Raw genomic sequence first — 20,212 nt, 5'->3', positions numbered from 1 at the left:
TAGCCCAAAATGCCGAAGTAAGGCTGCTCACTTGCGTTAGAATGTCAAATCGATCGTTTCGAGCGAAATAAGCTCTCTGGCTAGCGTTAGCCCGGCAAAACAGCACCCCAGACTAGTGAGCATGAAGAGACGCTCCACGTCAGCGTTCGAGCTCCGCATTAGCGCGGCCCCTCCCCGGGCACACCTAGGCGCGTGAGGCGACAAATCCTGCAAAAAATGCAACTTTTTCTGCCCCCTTCGCACAAAAGGAAGGGAAATGTTGCATTTTGTGCAACAATTTTTGGGGGGATTGGCTCAAAAACCGGAAACATCGTCCAAAATGTTGTACAAAGTACAACATTGAGCCACAAATAGGGTGGATTATCCCGTTTTTGTTGTACAAAATACAACATTTGCTCACTATCTTGAAAAAAGCGCCGGGGTGCGCGGCCTATTTTCATCATCTGATAATGCCGCGGGAAAATAGCGCCGGGGTGCGCTGCCCATTTTCATCCTTCTGATGGTGCTGCGCCAGCGGCATGGGCGTCTATCTTGAAAATTCGGCGGTAATCCGCCGCTCAAAATTTCAATATCCCGCAGGTGACGACCGATGACGAAGGAGCGGAAGCGCTCGTCATAGCCGTCTATCGGGCAAGAAGCATTATACCCCGCCGTATTTGAACAGCGAGCTGACGCTGCCCCCGGTGATGACGATGCGAATCGTATCGGACAGCAGGTTGGCGACCGACAGCACCTTGAACCTTGCGGGATGCTCGGCCGGCAGCGCAATGGAGTCGGTCACGACGACCTCCTTGATGCTCGGATGGTCGAGACGGCTGACCGCCGGACCGGAAAATACCGGATGGGTAGCGCAGACGTAAGCGTCATGGGCGCCGCGCTCCTTCAAGCTTTCGACAACGTTGACGATCGTCGTCCCCGTATCGATCAAGTCCTCAATGATGATCGGCGTGCGTCCTTCCACCTCGCCGATGACATGCGTAATCACGGACTCATTATGCTCCGGCCGCTTCTTGATCATAATCGCAAAGGGCGCATTCAGAATATTGGCCATCTTCTCCGCAGTCGTCGCGCGGCCCGCATCCGGGGAGACGACGATCGGGTTCGGAATATTTTTTTTCTTGATATAATCGGAAATAACGTCGAGGCCCGTCAGATGATCCACCGGGATATTGAAAAAGCCTTGAATGGCGGGGGCGTGCAGATCAATCGTGATGACCCGGTCCGCTCCGGCGGTCGTCAGCAAATCGGCGACCAGCTTGGCCGAGATCGGCTCGCGCGGCGCGGCTTTCCGTTCTTGGCGGGAATAACCATAGTAAGGAACGACAAGGTTGATCGTCCTGGCTGACGCGCGTTTGGCGGCGTCCATCATAACCAGCAGCTCCATGAAGTGATCGTTGATGGGATGTGAGAACGTCTGCACGAGAAATACGTCGCAGTTCCGGATGCTTTCTTCATAGAGACAATAAATCTCCCCGCTCTTGAAACGGGAAAGCTTGATGTTGCCAAGGGGAACGCCCAACTCGGTACAGATGCGTTTGGCCAGTCCGGGGTTGGATGAACCCGAGAAAATTTTCAATCTGTCGCTTTGCATGGTTACCTCCGCTTTCATTTGCCATATTGTTGTGGGATTCGGCACGCTTCACCACAGGTTTACATGGACTTTGCAACTTGTACGGCATCATTATACATCAAATCGATCCGGAGCCATAGGCACCATGATCCTTTTTCGCGCCTTAAATGTGGCTAATTCGTTAACACCGACATTTTTCAACATGCGCACTGCCTGATCCAAATATTGCCCCAGCCGCTCCGGCTGATGGGCGTCTGATCCAAGCGTTACCGGGATGCCCAATTGATGGGCATATTCCAGCATTCTCCGGCCGGGGAACATCTCCTCGCACGGCATCCGCAGCCCCGAAGCGTTCAGCTCGATGGCCAGGCCCGCTTCCTTCACCGCGTCCAAAGCTGCCCGTTCCAGCGGCTCGACGCTGCGCTCGGGCTTGTAGCCGAACCGCTTGATCACGTCGATATGGCCGATGTAATCGTACAGCCCGCTTCTCGCCGCCTTAATAACCGCGTCATAATACTGTTCGTACACCTCGTACGGATCGCGCCCGTTCCAACCGTCCGTCTGGCGGTAATCGGTAATGTCCCATCGCCCCAGAAAATGAACGGAGCCGATCACATAGTCCCACGGATAGCCTTTGACAATGCTGGCGATTTCATCCTCGTACCCCTCGATGTAATCGCCTTCCAGGCCGACACGGATATCGATTTGCCCCTTGTACTTCTGCTGCAGCCGGAACGCCTCCTCGGCGTAGCGCGGCAGCTCGTCCATCGCCATCGCCATGCCGGGCAAATAATCGGCCGGATCGACATGGATCAAGGGCATGTGATCGGACAGCCCCAATTGGTCCAGTCCGATCTCGATGCCCTTGAGGACGTATTCCTCCAGCTCTCCCGAAGCGTGGCCGCAGCGCACATGATGCGTATGATAGTCAATGCGCATTGGGTCGCTCCTTTACTGCTTTTTATTATGGCGCCGATCCAGCTCGCTCATGACCGCGTCCAGCGGCAGCCCCTGTTCCCGCAGCAGCACCATCAGATGGAAGATCAGGTCGCTGGCTTCGTAGCGAAGCTCGTCCGGGTCGCGGTTTTTGGCCGCGATAATGACCTCGGCCGTCTCTTCGCCGACCTTCTTCAAAATTTTGTCGACGCCCTTCTCGAACAGATACGTCGTATACGCGCCTTCGGGCCGCTCCGCGTGACGCTGCGCGATGACCGACTCGAGCGTCGCCAGCATGGCGAACCGGTCCGATGAAGCCGGCAGCGGCTGCGCCGCGTTCGCCAGCGCGCCCAGCTTCACGTCGTTATAGAAGCAGCTGTAGCTTCCCGTATGGCAGGCGGGACCTTGCTGCGCCACCTGTACGAGCAGCGTATCGCCGTCGCAGTCGTAGCGCAGCGCCCGTACCTTCTGGATATGGCCGCTCGTCGCTCCCTTATGCCACAGCTCCTGGCGGGAACGGCTCCAGAACCACGTCTCGCCGGATTCCAGCGTCAGCTTCAGCGATTCCAGGTTCATGTACGCCATCATCAGCACGTCCTTGCTGACGGCATCCTGCACGATCGCCGGCACCAGGCCGTTCGCATCCCATTTGATCGCCTTGGCAAGCTCATCCAGGCTTTGCACGGCGTCAGTTTGTTGTTCGCTCACCGGACCTCCACTCCTTTGCCCCTGAGGTCGTCCTTAACCTCTTGTATCGTCATTTCCTTGTAATGGAAAATGGTCGCCGCCAGACCCGCGTCGGCTTTCCCCTCGGAGAACACTTCGTAGAAGTGCTCCTTCTTCCCCGCTCCGCCCGAGGCGATGACAGGAATCGATGTTCGTTCCGAGACGGCCCGGGTCAGCTTCAGATCGAAGCCGTCCTTCGTTCCGTCGGCGTCCATGCTCGTCAGCAGTATTTCGCCGGCTCCCCGCCGCTCGATCTCCTGGACCCAGTCGAGCGCCTTGATGCCGGTGCCGTTGCGGCCGCCGTGCGTATACACTTCCCATTCCCCCCAGGCGGGGTTGAAACGGGCATCGACGGCGACGACGATGCACTGCGAGCCGAAGCGGCGGGCGCCGTCTGTGATCAGCTGCGGATTTTTGACGGCAGCCGTATTGATGCCGATCTTGTCGGCTCCGGCCCGCAGCAGCCGCTTCATATCGTCAACGCTCGATATGCCGCCCCCGACCGTGAACGGGATCGTGATCTCGCCGGCCGTCTTCTTGACGACCTCGACCATCGTCGCCCGGCCTTCGTAGGATGCGGAAATATCGAGAAACACCAGCTCGTCCGCCCCTTCGCGGTCATAGATGGCGGCCAGCTCCACCGGATCGCCGGCGTCGCGCAAATTGACAAAATTGACTCCTTTGACGACGCGGCCGTCCTTTACGTCCAGACAAGGGATAATTCGTTTGGCCAGCATTGGCAAGGCTCCTCTCAAACCAGCTTATGTGCATCCTCCAGCTTGATGCTGCCTGTGTACAGCGCTTTGCCGACAATCGCCCCGCCGACGCCTTCGGAAGCGTACTGCGACAGCCGTTGCAAATCCTCCACCTTGGAGACGCCGCCCGAAGCAATGACCGTCTGCCCGGACACTTTGGCCAGATGCACGATCGCCTCCACGTTCGGCCCGCCCATCATGCCGTCGCGGGAAATATCGGTGAAGATGAACGTCCTCGCGCCCTCCCTGGCAAGATCCGCGGCAAGCTCGTCGGCCCGCACCTCGGACGTCTCCAGCCAGCCGCGGGTCGCCACGTACCCGTCGCGGGCGTCGATGCCGATCGCCACCTTGTCCCCGTGCCGGGACAGCACGGTGCGGACGAAATCGCGGTCCTCGATCGCGGCCGTGCCGAGAATGACCCTCGATACGCCGAGGGACAGCAGCCGTTCGACATCCTGCTCCGTCCGCAGGCCGCCGCCGACCTGTACAGGCACCTTCACCGCCTGGGCGATCTGGCCGATCAGCCCGTCATTCACCGGACGGCCCGCCTTGGCGCCATCGAGATCGACCAGGTGAATCCACTGCGCCCCCTGGGCTTCCCACGCCTTGGCCACTTCCAGCGGATTGTCGTTATATACGGTTTCCTGATTGTAATCGCCCTGCACCAGCCGAACGCATTTGCCTCCGCGGATATCGATAGCCGGATAAATAATAAATGAAGACATGGATTGGTCACGCTCCTATCGTTGAATCGATCTCACACCGACTGCACCGGCTTGCCGCACAGGGCAAGAAAATTGCCCAGCAGCTGCATGCCGACGCTGCCGCTCTTCTCCGGGTGGAACTGCATGCCGTACACGTTGCCCCGGCCGACAATCGCCGTCACCGGCTGATAATAGTCGGTCGTCGCCAGAAGGTCCTCCTCGCGCCCGGGCAGCACGTGGAACGAGTGCACGAAGTAGACATGCCCCTCCTGCAGCCCGGCGAAGAGCGGACTGTCGGTCCGGAACGCCAGGCGGTTCCAGCCCATATGAGGCACCTTGTAGCTGCCCTGGAAGCGGACCACCTTGCCCGGCAGCAGACCGAGGCCGGCATGCTCGCCGTGCTCCTCGCTCGAGCTGAAGAGCAGCTGCATACCGAGGCAGATGCCGAGCAGCGGCTTGCCTGAAGCGGCGTAGCGCTTGACCGCCTCGTCGAGACCCGCCTTGCTGAGCTCGGCCATGGCGTCCCCGAAGGCGCCGACGCCCGGCAGGATCGCTCCGTCCGCCTTCATCAGCTCGCTCTCGTCGGAGGTTACAGTCACCGCATAGCCGAGCCGTTCAACGGCCGCCTTGACGCTGTGCAAATTCCCCATGCCGTAATCGATCACCGCGATCATGGACTATAAGACCCCTTTCGTCGAAGGCACGCCCTTAACCCGCGGATCGATGGACGTCGCCTCGTCCAGCGCCCGGCCGAGCGCCTTGAACACCGCCTCGACCATGTGGTGCGTATTGCGGCCGTAGTGAACGATAACGTGCAGCGTGATGCGCGCTTCCAGCGCCAGCTTCCACAGAAACTCGTGCACGAGCTCCGTCGTGAAGCTGCCGATCGTCGGCGACGGGAATTCGCCGCGGAACTCGAAATGCGGCCGGTTGCTGATATCGATCACGACCTGCGCCAGCGCCTCGTCCATCGGCACGAACACGTTGGCATAGCGCTTGATGCCCTTCTTGTCGCCGAGCGCCTGCTTCAGAGCCATTCCGAGGCAGATGCCGATATCCTCCGTCGTATGATGATCGTCGACCTCCACATCCCCGTTCGCTTCCACCTTCAAATCGAACTGGCCGTGCTTCGCGAACAAATCCAGCATATGATTGAGAAAAGGCACATCGGTTTCCAGCTCCGCCGCGCCGCTGCCGTCCACATTGAATGCCAGCTTGATGTCCGTTTCGTTCGTTTTCCGCTCGATGCTTGCTTGTCTTGCCGATGCCGGCGCTTGGTTTTCAGCCACGAGATTCCCCTTCTTTCTCCAACCGTATTTGAATCGCTCGCGCGTGAGCTTCGAGTCCTTCCTCGCGGGCGAAGCTCATGATTTTGGCGCCGTCGCGCCGCAGCGCTTCCTTGCTGTAATAAATGACGCTCGATTTCTTGAGAAAATCGTCCACGTTCAGCGGCGAGGAGAACCGCGCCGTGCCGTTCGTCGGCAGCACATGGTTCGGCCCGGCGAAATAATCGCCGACCGGCTCGGAGCTGTACGGCCCGAGGAAGATCGCCCCGGCCGTTTCGATTCCGGCCAGCAGCCGGAACGGGTCGTGCACCAAAATTTCCAGGTGCTCGGGCGCCAGCCGGTTGACCGTCTCCACGCCTTCCTCGAGGCTGCCTACGAGCAGAATCGCCCCGTAATCGCGAATGGATGCCGCGGCAATCTCCCGCCTCGGCAGCGCCTCCAGCTGGCGCTGCACCTCAGCCTGAACGGCGGCCGCGAGCTCCCGGGACGGCGTCACCAGAATCGCCGAGGCCATCTCGTCATGCTCGGCCTGGGACAGCAGATCCGCCGCGACGTATGCGGGATCGGCCGAATCGTCGGCCAGCACGGCGATCTCGCTCGGCCCGGCGATGCTGTCGATATCGACGGCGCCGAACACGAGCCGCTTGGCGATCGCGACGTAGATGTTGCCCGGCCCGACGATCTTGTCGACGGCAGCGATCGATTCCGTGCCGTAAGCCAGCGCCGCGACCGCCTGAGCCCCGCCGACGCGGTAGATTTCCCGCACGCCGGCAATATCCGCCGCCACAAGGATGTGCGGGTTGATGCCCTCGGTGCCCGCGGTCGCCGGCGGGGTCACCATCACAATCTCGGGCACGCCCGCCACCTGGGCCGGGATGGCGTTCATCAGCACGGACGACGGGTAAGCCGCCTTGCCTCCGGGCACATACAGGCCGACTCGCTTCAGCGGGCGAATCGTCTGGCCGAGTATCGTTCCGTCCGGCTGCAGATCCATCCACGAAGTGCGCATCTGCTTCTCGTGGAAGGAACGTATGTTCGCTGCAGCCTCCCGGACAATTTGTACGAATGCTTCGTCCACCTGATCGTAGGCCGCCTTCACCTCATCCTCCGGAACCCGGAATGCCCCAACCTCCGTCCGGTCAAATTCGCGGGTATAGCGCCGCAGCGCCTCGTCGCCGTTCTTTCTCACGTCGTCGATAATGCGGCGGACCGTCTCGCTTTGCTCCGCGCTGCCGTACTCTACTTCCCGCTTCAGCTGAAAATCCGCTGCCGACACGATCTTCACAACGTTTCCCTCCCATGTTTCTCATTCATCGCTCGAGGCTTGGCAAGCTTCGGCAACCGGCCCCGGGCAGCCGCGGCATGCGCCCCTATCGGTTCCCCGCCGCCGCGCCGATCATCGGCTGAAGCCTGTCGCACAGCGATTGGATCGCATCGTTTTTCATCCGGTAGCTGACTCGGTTCGCAATCAAACGGCTGGTAATATGGAAAATAATTTCCTGCTCCTCCAGCCCGTTCTCGCGGATCGTCGTGCCGGTCTCCACCATGTCGACAATGCGGTCGGCGAGCCCGATCAGCGGCGCCAGCTCGATGGAGCCGTTCAGCTTAATCACCTCGACCTGCTGTCCCTGCTCGCGAAAATATTGCGAGGCGACCCGCGGGTACTTCGTAGCGACGCGCGGATGAATGGCAGGCCGTCCCCCAGGCAGCCCGATCACCGACATGCGGCAACGGGCGATGCCCAGATCGAGCAGCTCATAGACGTCGCGGTTCTCCTCCATCAGCACGTCCTTGCCGACGACGCCGATATCGGCAACTCCGTATTCGACATAGGTCGGCACATCGACCGGCTTGGCCATGATGAATTCCATGCCGGCTTTCGGCACGGGAATGATCAGCTTGCGGGAGTCGTCCGCGTCTTCCGGTATCGCCAGTCCCGCATCGCGAAACAGCTTGGACGCTTGTTTATAAATGCGGCCTTTCGGCATCGCCACTTTTAACATTTCCTGCATGCGTAGAGCCGCTCCTTTACTCAGCAATAGTCAATAATTTCCTTATAAGAAGCTCCGCCCGTCCTGTACATGCCGTCCGGCCCACGCTCCACGTTCATCCCGGCCAAGCCGTCCGGCATAAGCCGCGTGACGACCGCCCCGCCCTTCCCGCTTCGCAGCTCGGCGGCCCGCCTGAACGCTTCTTCGCGCCGTGACGCGGTATAGACGATAAGGACAGGCAACGGCGCGGCTTCCTCCTCGTCGGCCACCTCGAGAATGCGGCTCGTCTTGAGCGCGAAGCCTGTCGCCGGCGCCGGGCGGCCGAACTGCTTCAGCAGATTGTCGTAACGGCCCCCGTTGCAGACAGGGAAGCCGAGATCGGCCGAATAGCCTTCGAACGTCATGCCCGTATAATAGGAGAAATCGCCGATCATCGTCAAATCGATCAGCACCCGGTCGCTCACCCCGTAAGCCTGCAGCACGTTCCATACTTCGCACAGATGCGAGATGGAAGCGAGCGCCTCGGGATCACCGGTCGCCTGCTCCGCCTGCCGGCATACTTCCTCGCCGCCGCGCAGCTGGAGAATGCTTGCCAGCTTGCGCTCAACGGGCTCCGTTAGCCCCAGCTGCCTAATCGCCTCGCGATATCCTACGTGATCGCGATTCAGCAGACATTCCTTCAGCAACGTCTGCGCTTCCGGACGATCCCCCAGCAAATCGCGCAGCAGGCCGTTCAAGAAGCCGACATGGCCGATGGCCATCTTGAATTCCTTGACGCCGGCCGCCTGCAGGCAAGCCACTGCCAGCGCCACGACCTCCGCATCGGCTTCCGCCGACGCATCGCCGACCAGCTCTCCGCCGGTCTGGAAAAACTCCGCATCGCGCCCCGCCTCCGCTTCGAAAGCGCGGAAGACGTTGCCGCGGTACGACAGGCGCAGCGGAAACGGCTGCTCCTTGAGCAGCGAAGCGACGACCCGGGCGATCGGCGAGGTCATATCCGAGCGCATAACGAGCGTCGTTCCGTTGCGGTCGAGCAGCTTGAACAGCTTCCGGTCTTCCGTGGAGCTCGCCACGCCGACCGTATCGTAATACTCGAGCGTCGGAGTAATGATTTCCCGGTAGCCCCAGCGCTCCATGCACTGCAGCACGCTCGTTTCGATCCGGCGCAGCTTCGCCACCGCCTCCGGCAAATAATCTTTAACCCCTACCGGTTTCTCAAACACCTTCGGTTTAGACATCCCACGATCACCGCCTAAATATCTGTGAACGCGAACGGATACGAAAATCACATGAAGGATAACCTGAACCCATCGTTCGCTTTAGTTCGCTAATATGCTACCAAATTAAAGAATGTAATCGTAAGTTTATCACGGAATGTCAGCTTCGTCAATCGGTTGTCCGGGACTTCCATAAGCATCATTTTCGTCCATTTTTCTCCCCCAAAAAGACGGGGTTTAGGCTTTGCTCTCAAGCTCCGCAAGGCCGTTACCCCATCTCATCCTTGTCCGGGACGTCTGCCGTCTCTTTCCGCACATCCTCGCGAATCACCCGCAGCGGATTGCCCGCTACGAAGCTGTACGGGGCCACATCCTTATGCACGACCGATCCGGCCCCGACCACCGCATGGTCGCCGATCGTCACGCCGGGCAGAATCGTCGTGTTCGCTCCGATCATCACATGGGAGCCGATGACGACCGGGCCGAGCCGGTATTCCTTGATCAGGTACTCATGCGTCAAAATCGTCGAATTGTAACCGATAATCGTGTTGCTGCCGACCTCGATTTTCTCCGGAAAAAATACGTCCACCATCACCATCAGCGCAAAAGAGGCATGCTCGCCCACCTTCATGCCGAGCACGCGCCGGTAAATCCAGCGTTTGAGCGGAAGGTAGGGAACATACCTGGACAGTTGGATGAAGACGAAGTTGCGGACCGCTTTCCAGGGGCTGATCGTCCTGTACATTTGCCAGAGCGAATTCGGCCCTTCCACCGGAAACTTATCGGTTCGTCTCACGTGCCATCCCCTCGGGCGCCAACAATCGGCAATAATTCCCGTATATCGTCGATCAGATACGTCGGTTCGAACCGCTGCAAATAGTCGACGCCCTTCATCGACCAGGCGACGGCGGCCGAAGCGATTCCCGCATTCCGCGCAGCCTCGATATCGTAATGGCTGTCGCCGACCATCAGCGCTGAAGCCTCATCCCCGCCGAGCGCCCGCAGCGCCTTGCGGATGCCTTCCGGATCGGGCTTGGGCCTTGAGACGTCCTCGACCGTCACAATCGCGCCGAAGTAATCGTAAAGACCGCAAAGCCGAAGCCCCATTTCGGTCGTGCGGCGCACCTTGCTGGTGACGACGCCCAACCGGATACCGGCTTCATGCAGCTTGCCCAGCGTCTCCCGGACATATGGGAACTCCTTAACCAGCCTGTCGTGATGGGCAATATTGAAGCTGCGGTATTTTTCGACCAGGTCGTCCACCGTCTCTCTTCCGGAAAATTGCTTCATCTGCTCCACAAGCGGCCGGCCCATGTTCGGAATAATATGCTCCCGCGTCAGCGGTTTCTCGCTACCCTCAAACGTATGCAGAAACGACTGGATGATCAGCTCGTTCGTATCGACGATCGTGCCGTCCAGATCGAATAATACGGTATGAATCATACTCATGGCTCCTTTGTCGTGCTGTCTCCGTTCGTGCCGCTTTGCTCTTCTTCGCGGCGGTCTTGTCCCGTACCCGGCGCTAGTCCGCCCGCATCGGCTCCAAGACGTACGATCGGGTCGGAATAAAAGGCGGCAGCGGCGCCGGTTTTGCGCCGTATGCCTATGAGCACAAGCGCCGCAATCACGATCAGCACGGCAAGCAGCTGAGAGATGCGCACATTGCCGCCATACGTCATCACGCCTTGCTCAAAGCCGAGCAGCCGCATCGGCGACCACAGACCGTTCAACAGGGCGGCGAGCCAGGACGGGCCCGTGAAGTCCAGACTGTCCGTACGCAACGCTTCCACGAAGAAGCGCCCGATCGAATACCAGATGAAATAGCTGAAAAACAGCTCCCCTTCTTTCAGGAACGGACGGCGGCGAAGCCACAGGAGCAGCAGCAGGCCGGCCACATTCCATAACGATTCGTACAGGAACGTCGGGTGGTAATATTGGCCCTCGATCAGCATCTGCTGCACGATCCAGTTCGGCAGATGCAGCGTCTCGCGCAGGAAAGCTTCCGTGACCGGGCCGCCATGCGCTTCCTGGTTCATGAAATTGCCCCAGCGGCCGATCGCTTGTCCGACGATGAGCGAGGGAGCGCAAATATCGGCAATGCGCCAAAATCCGTACCCTTTTCTGCGCACATAGATGACAGCGGCGATAATCGCGCCGATCAGCGCTCCGTAGATGGCGATGCCGCCTTGCCATATTTTAATAACATCCAGCAGATTGTCCTTGTAGTCTTCCCATTTGAAAGCGACATAATATATTCTCGCTCCGACAATGGCCGAAGGAACGCCGATCAACAGCAGGTCCATGAAAAAATCGGGAACGATGCCGAAGCGTTTGCCTTCGCGAACAGCCAGCAGCAGGCCGACGAGCGCAGCCGTTCCCAATATGATGCCGTACCAACGCACAGTCAAAGGTCCGATGGCAAAAGCGATCGGATCGATTGCTAGCTGCATGTTGAGCTCCTCATTTCGACTAAAAATTTATTCGATGTCGTCCATCTCTTCCGAGAGCGACTCGGTCAGCTTGTTCGTAAACTGAAGCGCGGCGTTGTAGCCCATCCGCTTCATGCGGAAGTTCATCGCGGCGACTTCAATAATGACGGCCAGGTTACGGCCGGGACGAACGGGGATGGTCACAAGCGGAATGTCCGTATCGATAATCCGGGTCATTTCCTCATCCAGGCCCAGGCGGTCGTATTGCTTATCCTGCTGCCAAGTCTCCAGCTTGCAGACAAGGGAGATTTTCTTTACATTCCGTATGGCGCCGGCGCCGAACAGCGTCATGACGTTGATAATGCCGATACCGCGAATTTCCAGCAAATGACGGATCAGTTCCGGCGCCGAACCGATCAGCGTATGATCGGCCGTCTGGCGTATTTCCACGGCGTCGTCGGCGATCAGGCGATGCCCCCGCTTTACAAGCTCCAGCGCGGTTTCGCTCTTGCCGATGCCGCTGTTGCCCGAAATCAGCATGCCGATGCCGTACACGTCCACCAGCACGCCGTGAATCGTCGTCGACGGCGCAAGCCGGTTCTCCAGAAATCCGGTCAGCTGGCTGGCCAAAATCGTCGTCGATACGTTCGTCCTGAGCACCGGGATATTGTTCTCGTTCGCCGCGGCCAATAGCTCGATTGGAGCGTCCATTCCTCTGCTCAATATAATGCAGGGCGTCTCCTTAGGAGCGCACAGCCTGGCCATCCGGTCGGTCCGCTCCTCGGAGGACAAGCCTTCGAAGAAGGTCAGTTCCGTCTTGCCGAGAATTTGCACGCGTTCTTTCGGGTGGAACTCAAAGTACCCCGCCATTTCCAAACCAGGCCGGTACAAGTCAGCTACAGTAATCGGCCGTTTCAAGCCGGCATCGCCGCAGACGACCTCCAAATGGAACTCCGTCACCAAATCCGATACTTTCACTTTTTTCGGCATTGTGTCCGTCTCCTTTTGTATCCCAATATTCTCATCCTAAAGGAATTGCCCGGATAAATCAACCGATTCACACGTTTATGAAGCGCAAAAAGGCCAGCCTTTCGGCTGACCTTCATTGTAGACGGTAATGAGCTTACGCGTTCACAAGAATCGATTCGGTCGTTTCTTTATCGAAGAAATGCACTTTATTCATATCGACGGCGAGCTTGACGTTCGTGCCTTCCTTCATGCCGGCGCGGCCGTCGACGCGGGCAACGACGCTTTGGTTGCCGATGCCGTTCAGGTACAGGAACATTTCGTGACCGAGGTTCTCGGCAACTTCGATGTGCGCGTTGACGATCGTGTTCGGGGATGCTTCCAGGAAGATTGCTTCCTCGTGGAAATCTTCCGGCCGAACGCCGAGCACAACTTCTTTGTTCGCATAGCCTTTGTCGCGCAAAATTTTCGCCTTGCCTTCCGGCACTTCGACGCTGATTCCCGTCGTTTGGAAGTACAGGGAACCGCCTTTATCCACGAAGCCGCCGTTAATGAAGTTCATGGACGGAGATCCGATGAAGCCGGCGACGAACATGTTCACCGGATGGTTGTAGATCTCTTCCGGCGTAGCCGCTTGTTGAATGATGCCTTTATCCATAACGACGATCCGGTCGCCCATCGTCATCGCTTCCGTCTGGTCGTGCGTTACGTAAATAACGGTCGTCTCCAGACGCTTGTGCAGCTTGCTGATCTCCGCACGCATCTGTACGCGCAGCTTGGCGTCCAGGTTGGAGAGCGGTTCGTCCATCAGGAACACTTGCGGTTCGCGGACGATCGCGCGGCCGAGCGCAACGCGCTGACGCTGACCGCCGGAGAGAGCCTTCGGCTTGCGGTCGAGCAGGTGCTCGATATCGAGAATGCGAGCCGCTTCACGCACGCGGGCATCGATGTCGGCTTTCTTGAATTTGCGGAGCTTCAGACCGAAAGCCATGTTTTGATACACGTTCATATGCGGATACAACGCGTAGGACTGGAACACCATCGCGATGTCGCGGTCTTTCGGCGCTACATCGTTCACAAGACGGTCGCCGATGTACAGTTCGCCTTCGGAGATTTCTTCAAGACCCGCAATCATACGGAGCGTCGTGGACTTGCCGCAGCCGGAAGCGCCGACGAGCACGAGAAACTCTTTATCTTTAATTTCCAGATGGAAGTCTTTAACCGTTGCTTCTTCGTTGCCCGGATATTTCTTAACGACGTGGTTCAAACGTACGCCTGCCATGGTTCCATTCCCCCTACGAGTTCATTGTCGGAATTTTTATATGTCCATCTTACCGTAAGCGGATGCACATTGACTATGCACAATCTTCACAAAAAAATCACTTTCTTTTCGTTACTTTATACAATAGCATCGATATCTTGACCAGAACGGCATCGTTGAAGGTGCGCACGTCGAGGCCGGTCTCCTGCTTGAACTTGTCCAGCCGATACAGCAGCGTGTTGCGGTGAATGTACAGCTTCTTGGCCGTCTCGCTGACGTTGCAGTCCAGCTGAAAAAATTGCTCCAGCGTCGTCATCGTCTCCAGATCGAGGGCGACGTCGAACCGTTTGAGCACCCGCTCGAGGAATTCCGTTTTTTCCTGCTCGGGAATGCCGTGAATCAGCTTCTCCAGCTGCAGCGTCCAGGGCAAATGCATATTGCTGCCGATATGATACGTGCGCCCGAGCATGATCGTCTCGCGAAGCTGCAGCACCGTCTCATACAGCTCCTTGGCCGGGATGATCGGGTAATGAATCGCCAGGTGGGACTCGCCGACCCATTCGGTCTCCAGCATTTCGTGCAGTCCGTAGCCGATGGCGCTGAGCTTGTCCTCCACCCGCTCCTCGTCGTCCGATTCCTTGTCGTCGCTGGCGTCCATCGCCAGCATTTTCTCCGGACCGAGAATAAGCCATTCTTTATCGTTCAAGGGAATGAGCGTAATTTCGGCGTCGAAGAACGACTCCAGCAATTTCTTGAGCTCGGAATAATGCACCTTGCGCGCCGGTGAATAATCGCCGTACAGCAACAGCGGAATTTTTTTGGAATACAGCGACAGGGAAGAGAGCAGCGCATCGGGCGTCTCGGCCGTCCGGTAGCCGAGATCCTGCTGCTGCCGAATCCAGTCCCGCAAAGCCATCGCCTTGCGCTCCTCCTCCGAGCCGCTGCCCGGCGATTTTTTCTCCTGCCCCCGCCGCACCTCGATCATCAGCTCGACCAGCCGGCGCTCCGCTTCGGTAAGCGCATCCGACGGCAGGCGAAACGTGATAGCCTCCTGTCCGTCTTTGGCCAGCAGAAATAGCCGCTCGCCGTTACGAAGCACGCTGCGCACCTTGGCTGCGCTCTGCCCCGGTCCCTTCTCCGCCAGTGCCTGCTCGGCTTGCCGCTGCCAGTCTGCCCACGGGAGCTTCTCCCGCTTGACCGGCGTCCCCACGATTTGCTCCAGTTGCTGCCTGACCCGTTCCCAGTCCATCTCCCAGGCTCCCACCCTTATGGTCTGAATTTTCTTTATTTATGTATTGTACCACATTCGCGGAAAAAGCAAGACGCTGCTTTTCGGCCAGCGAGCTGGGCAGGAGGCGCATTCCGCAGGGATGGATAAATAATATGTCGCTGGAAACAATGGAAGTGTCTTGGTCTAACACCACTCTCTTTTACTCATTGGGGCCCCAGGCGCCGCCTGACGAACAGCTCTTTCGCCATCGTTCGTCGCCCAAGGCCTATTGCCATGCAGCCGGACGCCATCAGCGCCATATTTTCAGGATATGAAGGAGAAAATATGACAACCTATTCTCTGCCCTACGGGAAAGGATCGATTCCGTTTCGCTGGCCTGCCGGCAGAAAGCTTGCAGCCATCATGTACGATTCGCCCGAATGCGGCCTGAGCCGCGACCGGTCGCTGCGCCTGATCCGGGAAGCGCTGAACCGGCCTGTTGGCACGCCCCGGTTAAGCCAGCTCGCTTCCGGGCATGACCGGGCGGTCATTCTGATCAGCGACGGCACCCGCCTGTGCCCGAGCGACCTGTTGCTGCCGCCTCTGCTGGAGGAGCTGCGCGCCGGCGGCATCGCGGCCGAAGCGGTCGATATCGTGATCGCGCTCGGCCTGCACCGCAAGCATACGGCAGACGAGATTCGCGCCTTGGTCGGAGACGAGGTGTTCGGCCGCGTGCGCGTGCACAATCATTCGGCAGAGCCGGAAGATTGCTTGGCGCTGGGGACGACCACCCGGGGCACGCCGGTGGAGATCAACCGCCTGGTGGCGGAATGTCCGCTCCGCATCGCCACCGGCGGCATCGAGCCTCATGCGCTCGTCGGCGTATCCGGGGGCGTGAAGGCGCTGATTCCCGGCGCCGCCTCGCGGCGTTCGATCGAGCATAATCACCGGTTGTCGGTTCAGCACCGGGCGTCGCCTGGTGATCCGGACAATCCGGTGCATCAGGATCTGGAGGAGGCGTTGCGCTTCGTTCCGATTCATTTTCTGCTCAATGTCGTCGTCAATCACGAGCGCCATGTGCTGCAGGCGGCCTGCGGCGATGTGATCGCGGCGCATCGCGAAGGCGTTCGCCTTGCGGCGAGCCGCTTCACTGTTCCCGTCCATGCGCAGTATGACCGGGTGATCGTCTCTCCGGGAGGCCATCCGAAGGATATGCAAATATACCAGGCGCTGAAAGCGCTGCGGAACGCTGCGGCGTTCACCAGGCCGGGCGGGGCTATTTTGCTTGTGGCCCGGTGCGAGGAGCATATCGGCAACGGATTGCTGCAATATTGGCTGGAGACGATGAAGGACCGGCAGCAAATGGTCGCCAAGCTGAAGGAGCGGTTCGAGGTCGGCCCGCACAAAATGCTTCATCTGGCAGAGGTGCTTGCCCGCCACCCCGTCCATCTGCATTCGGCGCTGCCGCGGCATTGGACCGAGCTGCTCGGCTTCAAGGCGGAAGACGATGTGCAGGCTGTCGTGGACGCCTGGGCGGCGGACGAATCGTTAACTGTCGCTTATATGCCGCATGGTTCGCTTACTTTTCCGCGTTTCCCTTCAACTAGCAAAGATGCACGATCTCAAAAAAACGACAAGGAGACATGACAATGGTTTGGTCAGGTTGGCCGTTGGAACGGGTTTTGTTTCTGTTTGTCGGCATCGCTTTTTTCGCTGTCGGCTTCCAGGTCGCTTTGTCGCACTATCGCCAAAATTTTCACCATAAGGCCATGTGGGCGCCCGTCATCTCCGCTCCGATCTTCGGATTGTGCGGCATCGCGCTAACGGTGACGCGGGCAGACTGGCTGATGTACACCTTTATGGCTCTCATGTGGCTCGGGGTGGTGATCGGCTTGACGGGCTCCTACTTGCATCTGCACGGCGTCGGCATTCGCGTAGGCGGATATACGATGCGGAACTTCCTTGTCGGCCCTCCGGTCGCCCTGCCGGCGCTGTTCACCGCGATGAGCATCCTGGGGCTTATCGCCGTTTATTGGAGGGGCTGACCATGGTGAGGAAAACCCGCTATCCGTCCTACGACGTCATGGAGCAAAAATTCGAATGGGACGGGCATACCCGGCACATTGTCGAATCCAGGCTTCATACGTCGGGAAAACACGCCTTCCTGTCGCCTGTCGAAGCCGAGACGCTGCGCGCGTTATGCGCCCTGCTTGTCGATGACGAGCGCCCCGACGTGCTGCAGTACATCATCGACCATATCGACCACACCCTGCACACCGGCACGGAAAGCGAAAGAAAGGACGGCAGCCCGCCGATTGCCGACTTGATGCGCAAAGGGCTCGAAACGCTGGATGAAGCGTGCCAGCATGTGCATACAGACCGCTTCTTTCATCTTGAACTGGAGAAGCGGAAGCAGTGGATTCGCGACATCCAGCAGGAAGAAGCGCCGCCGGCGCCGCTATGGCAGAACGTGCCTCAAAAAGCTTTTTTCAACAAGCTGCTCAGTCTAACGGTGGAAGCATATGCCTCTCATCCGGCAGTGTGGTCCGATATCGGCTATGCGGGGCCGGCTTACCCGCGAGGGTACATCCGGATGCATCCCGGCCAACTGGATTCTTGGGAACCGAGGGAGGAGCACACGCAATGATTCGAAAATACGGCAACGAATGCGTCGACGCCGTCATCGTAGGCGCGGGAGCGGCGGGAGGCGTGCTGGCCAAGGAATTGAGCGAAGCGGGGATGAAGGTGGTCGTGCTGGACGCCGGTCCGATGCGCGATCCCCAGCACGATTTTGCCAGCGACGAGCTGTCGATGAAGCGGCTGGGCTGGCAGGATACGCGAATTACGGACGGAGCCGATCCGCTGCAGATGGGCCATAACAATTCGGGACGGGGGATCGGCGGGGGGACGGTCCATTTTACCGGCGTGTTTTTGCGGTTTCAGGACAGCGATTTCCAGGCGAGAACGATCGATGGGGTCGGGGACGATTGGCCGATCGGCTACGATGACCTGGAGCCTTATTATACGAAGGTAGAGAAGGAGATTGCTGTATCCGGTCCGAAAATGTTCCCCTGGGGCCGGTTTCGCGGGCCTTACCCGTATCCGGAAAGAGATCCGCTCAGTCCCAACGCTCATATGTTTATCCGCGGCTGCGAGGAGCTCGGCATTGCTTGGTCGGTCGCCCCGCTCGCGATTTTATCCGCCCCGTTCGAGGATCGGCCTCCGTGCATCAACCGGGGGTTCTGCAACCAAGGCTGCATGCCGAATTCCAAATTCAGCACGTTGATCGTGCACATTCCCAAAGCGATGCGCGCCGGTGCGGAAGTGCTGGCAGACTGTATGGTCACCCGGATTCTGATGGACAAAAACGGCAAAGCCTCCGGCGTCGAGTTCGTTCATGACGGAAAAACTTACAAGCAAAAGGCTCGCATCGTGATCGTCTCCGCCTATGTCGTGGAAACGCCGCGGCTGCTGCTGAATTCAGCGAATGGGCAGTTCCCCGACGGGCTGGCTAACCGCAGCGGATGGGTCGGGAAGGGCTTCATGACGCATAGCAGCCATGACGTCTACGCCCGCTTTCCGGAAGAGGTCCGGCTGTACAAGGGAACGCCTGTGCTGGCGACGACGCAGGATTTTTATACGACGCGGCCGGGGCAAGATTTTGTTCGCGGCTATACGCTGCATGCGCACGGGGTGCGCCCTGTCGCGTTCGCCCAAGGCATTGCCAAGGCCGAAGGCGGGCCGTATTGGGGCGAGAAGCTGCGGCAGACAATGCTTGACTACAACTACTATGCCCGCGTGACGATGGTCGGCGAGGTGCTGTCTCATCCGGACAATCGAATTACCCTCAGTGACGAGAAGGATGAGTTCGGGCTGCCCCGAGCGAAAGTGACGTTCAGCTACGGCGAGAACGATCGGCGGTTAATCCGCCACGCGATCGCCACGATGGGCTCGATCCTGGAGGCCGCCGGCGGCAAGGTGGAGTATGTCGTTCCGGATACGGCCCATCTGATGGGAGGCTGCCGAATGGGGAACGATCCCGACAGCTCGGTCGTCAACTCCTTCGGCCGGTCGCATGACATTCCGAATCTGTTCATCTGCGATGCCAGCATCTTCGTCACCTCTGGCGCAGGGAACCCGACCAACACCGTCATGGCTCTTGCCTCCAGAACGGCCGATTACATTAAGGAGCAAGCATCGCACGGCGAATTGTAATGTAACCGCAGAGAGCTTCCGGCCCTTATTGGGGTTGACGGAAGCTCTCGTTCATGCTGCTCGCAATACCGCAGGCGACGACCGGCGACGAAGGATTCGATCGTCATAAGCGTCACTATGGTATAATGATGATGATCCGAATAAAAAGAAAGGAATGCGTTAAGCATGGCTATTGCGGAAGTGACGATCATTCCGATCGGTACCGAATCGACCAGCTTGAGCAGTTATGTCGCCGATATTCAAAAGGTGCTGCAGCAAAGTCCCGAATCCATCCGTTATGAAATGACCGCCATGAGCACGATTATTGAAGGCGAGCTGGACCATATACTGCAAGTTATTCGCCGCCTCCATGAGACACCTTTTGAGGCTGGTGCCAAGCGCGTCTCGACGTCCATTAAAATTGACGATCGCCGCGATAAGCAAGGTTCGATCGAACAAAAGCTCGAATCGGTACGAAGCCAGCTGAATCGGGACCGATGAAGGAAACAGAAAAAGAGACCGCGCTTGACGGTCTCTTCATCATGGACAACATGGTGAGCCATGTAGGACTCGAACCTACGACACCCTGATTAAAAGTCAGGTGCTCTACCAACTGAGCTAATGGCTCTTGCTTAAATGGTGGAGGCTGATGGATTCGAACCACCGAACTCGTAAGAGAACAGATTTACAGTCTGCTGCGTTTGGCCACTTCGCTAAGCCTCCATGAAATGGTGGCTCGGGACGGAATCGAACCGCCGACACGAGGATTTTCAGTCCTCTGCTCTACCAACTGAGCTACCGAGCCATGTTATGAAGTTGTCTGAATTAACGAATCTTATGCTCCGACGAACCCACCCGGGTTCTCATCCCTACAAAGAAGCTAACTCATGGCGGAGCCGACGGGATACTCTCCGTGCGGTTACTTCGTTAACCGCTGACTGCGAGACTGCGAAGTATCGCTATCGCA

General features: G+C 58.5%; 21 protein-coding genes and 3 tRNA genes. 5 read left to right on the top strand and 19 right to left on the bottom strand.

Annotated features, from left to right (window positions below; all coding sequences use genetic code 11):
• Positions 1 to 640: 640 nt before the first annotated feature.
• The 16 genes from F591_RS0123815 to F591_RS0123740 form a co-directional block, all read right to left on the bottom strand.
• Positions 641 to 1,591, bottom strand: coding sequence for a ribose-phosphate diphosphokinase (locus tag F591_RS0123815; RefSeq protein WP_019537112.1), 951 nt, complete (start codon positions 1,589 to 1,591; stop codon positions 641 to 643).
• A 90-nt stretch (positions 1,592 to 1,681) separates the two neighbouring features.
• Positions 1,682 to 2,509, bottom strand: coding sequence for a histidinol-phosphatase HisJ (gene hisJ / locus F591_RS0123810; protein WP_019537111.1), 828 nt, complete (start codon positions 2,507 to 2,509; stop codon positions 1,682 to 1,684).
• A gap of 12 nt (positions 2,510 to 2,521) precedes the next feature.
• Entirely contained in the window at positions 2,522 to 3,214 is a 693-nt protein-coding gene (gene hisIE, locus F591_RS0123805) for a bifunctional phosphoribosyl-AMP cyclohydrolase/phosphoribosyl-ATP diphosphatase HisIE (RefSeq protein WP_019537110.1), read from the bottom strand.
• Positions 3,211 to 3,969, bottom strand: a complete 759-nt coding sequence (hisF, locus tag F591_RS0123800; protein WP_019537109.1) for an imidazole glycerol phosphate synthase subunit HisF — start codon at positions 3,967 to 3,969, stop codon at positions 3,211 to 3,213. Before hisF ends, hisIE begins: the two co-directional genes overlap by 4 nt.
• Before the next feature lie 14 nt (positions 3,970 to 3,983).
• Positions 3,984 to 4,712 carry a 1-(5-phosphoribosyl)-5-[(5-phosphoribosylamino)methylideneamino]imidazole-4-carboxamide isomerase gene (hisA, locus tag F591_RS0123795; RefSeq protein WP_019537108.1) on the bottom strand — a complete coding sequence of 243 codons (729 nt, stop codon included), beginning with the start codon at positions 4,710 to 4,712 and terminating at the stop codon, positions 3,984 to 3,986.
• Between the two features lie 32 nt (positions 4,713 to 4,744).
• The gene (gene hisH, locus F591_RS0123790) at positions 4,745 to 5,365 is read right to left on the bottom strand and encodes an imidazole glycerol phosphate synthase subunit HisH (protein ID WP_019537107.1); all 621 of its coding nucleotides are present in this window, start codon (positions 5,363 to 5,365) and stop codon (positions 4,745 to 4,747) included.
• Between the two features lie 3 nt (positions 5,366 to 5,368).
• Positions 5,369 to 5,980 (bottom strand): imidazoleglycerol-phosphate dehydratase HisB, encoded by a 612-nt coding sequence (gene hisB, locus F591_RS0123785; protein WP_019537106.1) that lies wholly within the window; start codon positions 5,978 to 5,980, stop codon positions 5,369 to 5,371.
• On the bottom strand, positions 5,973 to 7,262 hold the full coding sequence (hisD, locus tag F591_RS0123780) for a histidinol dehydrogenase (RefSeq protein WP_019537105.1): 1,290 nt from the start codon (positions 7,260 to 7,262) through the stop codon (positions 5,973 to 5,975). The genes hisB and hisD overlap by 8 nt, the downstream gene beginning before the upstream one ends.
• Positions 7,263 to 7,347: 85 nt before the next feature.
• On the bottom strand, positions 7,348 to 7,989 hold the full coding sequence (hisG, locus tag F591_RS0123775) for an ATP phosphoribosyltransferase (RefSeq protein ID WP_019537104.1): 642 nt from the start codon (positions 7,987 to 7,989) through the stop codon (positions 7,348 to 7,350).
• A gap of 20 nt (positions 7,990 to 8,009) precedes the next feature.
• Positions 8,010 to 9,206, bottom strand: coding sequence for an ATP phosphoribosyltransferase regulatory subunit (locus F591_RS0123770; protein WP_026326854.1), 1,197 nt, complete (start codon positions 9,204 to 9,206; stop codon positions 8,010 to 8,012).
• A 247-nt stretch (positions 9,207 to 9,453) separates the two neighbouring features.
• Positions 9,454 to 9,981, bottom strand: coding sequence for an acyltransferase (locus tag F591_RS0123765; protein WP_019537102.1), 528 nt, complete (start codon positions 9,979 to 9,981; stop codon positions 9,454 to 9,456).
• Entirely contained in the window at positions 9,978 to 10,628 is a 651-nt protein-coding gene (gene ppaX, locus F591_RS0123760) for a pyrophosphatase PpaX (RefSeq protein WP_019537101.1), read from the bottom strand. Before ppaX ends, F591_RS0123765 begins: the two co-directional genes overlap by 4 nt.
• 2 nt (positions 10,629 to 10,630) lie before the next feature.
• Entirely contained in the window at positions 10,631 to 11,635 is a 1,005-nt protein-coding gene (gene lgt, locus F591_RS0123755) for a prolipoprotein diacylglyceryl transferase (protein WP_019537100.1), read from the bottom strand.
• 27 nt (positions 11,636 to 11,662) lie between these two features.
• Positions 11,663 to 12,604 (bottom strand): HPr(Ser) kinase/phosphatase, encoded by a 942-nt coding sequence (gene hprK / locus F591_RS0123750; RefSeq protein WP_019537099.1) that lies wholly within the window; start codon positions 12,602 to 12,604, stop codon positions 11,663 to 11,665.
• Between the two features lie 133 nt (positions 12,605 to 12,737).
• Positions 12,738 to 13,862, bottom strand: coding sequence for an ABC transporter ATP-binding protein (locus tag F591_RS0123745; RefSeq protein WP_019537098.1), 1,125 nt, complete (start codon positions 13,860 to 13,862; stop codon positions 12,738 to 12,740).
• A 97-nt stretch (positions 13,863 to 13,959) separates the two neighbouring features.
• On the bottom strand, positions 13,960 to 15,090 hold the full coding sequence (locus F591_RS0123740; RefSeq protein WP_019537097.1) for a PucR family transcriptional regulator: 1,131 nt from the start codon (positions 15,088 to 15,090) through the stop codon (positions 13,960 to 13,962).
• Positions 15,091 to 15,396: 306 nt separating this feature from the next.
• Between F591_RS0123740 and F591_RS0123735 the strand changes: the two genes are divergently transcribed.
• The 5 genes from F591_RS0123735 to F591_RS0123715 all read left to right on the top strand — a co-directional run bounded on the left by F591_RS0123735 (position 15,397) and on the right by F591_RS0123715 (position 19,746).
• Positions 15,397 to 16,698 (top strand): nickel-dependent lactate racemase family protein, encoded by a 1,302-nt coding sequence (locus F591_RS0123735; RefSeq protein ID WP_019537096.1) that lies wholly within the window; start codon positions 15,397 to 15,399, stop codon positions 16,696 to 16,698.
• Between the two features lie 2 nt (positions 16,699 to 16,700).
• Positions 16,701 to 17,096: a hypothetical protein gene (locus F591_RS0123730; protein ID WP_019537095.1), complete on the top strand. Its 396-nt coding sequence runs from the start codon at positions 16,701 to 16,703 to the stop codon at positions 17,094 to 17,096.
• Between the two features lie 2 nt (positions 17,097 to 17,098).
• Positions 17,099 to 17,698, top strand: a complete 600-nt coding sequence (locus F591_RS0123725; protein WP_019537094.1) for a gluconate 2-dehydrogenase subunit 3 family protein — start codon at positions 17,099 to 17,101, stop codon at positions 17,696 to 17,698.
• On the top strand, positions 17,695 to 19,266 hold the full coding sequence (locus tag F591_RS0123720; RefSeq protein ID WP_019537093.1) for a GMC family oxidoreductase: 1,572 nt from the start codon (positions 17,695 to 17,697) through the stop codon (positions 19,264 to 19,266). Before F591_RS0123725 ends, F591_RS0123720 begins: the two co-directional genes overlap by 4 nt.
• A gap of 165 nt (positions 19,267 to 19,431) precedes the next feature.
• Positions 19,432 to 19,746, top strand: coding sequence for an MTH1187 family thiamine-binding protein (locus F591_RS0123715; protein ID WP_019537092.1), 315 nt, complete (start codon positions 19,432 to 19,434; stop codon positions 19,744 to 19,746).
• Between the two features lie 51 nt (positions 19,747 to 19,797).
• On the opposite strand, the gene F591_RS0123710 is transcribed toward F591_RS0123715, so the two are convergent.
• The 3 genes from F591_RS0123710 to F591_RS0123700 all read right to left on the bottom strand — a co-directional run bounded on the left by F591_RS0123710 (position 19,798) and on the right by F591_RS0123700 (position 20,050).
• Positions 19,798 to 19,873: transfer RNA gene (locus tag F591_RS0123710), tRNA-Lys, on the bottom strand.
• A 9-nt stretch (positions 19,874 to 19,882) separates the two neighbouring features.
• Positions 19,883 to 19,968: transfer RNA gene (locus tag F591_RS0123705), tRNA-Tyr, on the bottom strand.
• 6 nt (positions 19,969 to 19,974) lie between these two features.
• A tRNA-Phe gene (locus F591_RS0123700) sits at positions 19,975 to 20,050 on the bottom strand.
• Positions 20,051 to 20,212: the final 162 nt, after the last annotated feature.

The sequence above is a fragment of the Paenibacillus ginsengihumi DSM 21568 genome (assembly GCF_000380965.1).
GTDB classification, from domain to species: Bacteria; Bacillota; Bacilli; order Paenibacillales; family NBRC-103111; genus Paenibacillus_G; species Paenibacillus_G ginsengihumi.
This window is presented reverse-complemented; position numbering and strand designations above follow the sequence as displayed.

Excerpts from the sequence above, each read along its gene's own strand:
- hisF (WP_019537109.1), bottom strand. The coding sequence starts at position 3,969 with ATGCTGGCCAAACGAATTATCCCTTGTCTGGACGTAAAGGACGGCCGC.
- F591_RS0123720 (WP_019537093.1), top strand. The coding sequence starts at position 17,695 with ATGATTCGAAAATACGGCAACGAATGCGTCGACGCCGTCATCGTAGGC.
- F591_RS0123740 (WP_019537097.1), bottom strand. The coding sequence starts at position 15,090 with ATGGACTGGGAACGGGTCAGGCAGCAACTGGAGCAAATCGTGGGGACG.
- hisG (WP_019537104.1), bottom strand. The coding sequence starts at position 7,989 with ATGCAGGAAATGTTAAAAGTGGCGATGCCGAAAGGCCGCATTTATAAA.
- F591_RS0123735 (WP_019537096.1), top strand. The coding sequence starts at position 15,397 with ATGACAACCTATTCTCTGCCCTACGGGAAAGGATCGATTCCGTTTCGC.
- F591_RS0123770 (WP_026326854.1), bottom strand. The coding sequence starts at position 9,206 with ATGTCTAAACCGAAGGTGTTTGAGAAACCGGTAGGGGTTAAAGATTAT.
- hisH (WP_019537107.1), bottom strand. The coding sequence starts at position 5,365 with ATGATCGCGGTGATCGATTACGGCATGGGGAATTTGCACAGCGTCAAG.
- ppaX (WP_019537101.1), bottom strand. The coding sequence starts at position 10,628 with ATGATTCATACCGTATTATTCGATCTGGACGGCACGATCGTCGATACG.
- F591_RS0123745 (WP_019537098.1), bottom strand. The coding sequence starts at position 13,862 with ATGGCAGGCGTACGTTTGAACCACGTCGTTAAGAAATATCCGGGCAAC.
- F591_RS0123725 (WP_019537094.1), top strand. The coding sequence starts at position 17,099 with ATGGTGAGGAAAACCCGCTATCCGTCCTACGACGTCATGGAGCAAAAA.
- F591_RS0123730 (WP_019537095.1), top strand. The coding sequence starts at position 16,701 with ATGGTTTGGTCAGGTTGGCCGTTGGAACGGGTTTTGTTTCTGTTTGTC.
- hprK (WP_019537099.1), bottom strand. The coding sequence starts at position 12,604 with ATGCCGAAAAAAGTGAAAGTATCGGATTTGGTGACGGAGTTCCATTTG.
- F591_RS0123715 (WP_019537092.1), top strand. The coding sequence starts at position 19,432 with ATGGCTATTGCGGAAGTGACGATCATTCCGATCGGTACCGAATCGACC.
- hisA (WP_019537108.1), bottom strand. The coding sequence starts at position 4,712 with ATGTCTTCATTTATTATTTATCCGGCTATCGATATCCGCGGAGGCAAA.
- hisJ (WP_019537111.1), bottom strand. The coding sequence starts at position 2,509 with ATGCGCATTGACTATCATACGCATCATGTGCGCTGCGGCCACGCTTCG.
- lgt (WP_019537100.1), bottom strand. The coding sequence starts at position 11,635 with ATGCAGCTAGCAATCGATCCGATCGCTTTTGCCATCGGACCTTTGACT.
- F591_RS0123815 (WP_019537112.1), bottom strand. The coding sequence starts at position 1,591 with ATGCAAAGCGACAGATTGAAAATTTTCTCGGGTTCATCCAACCCCGGA.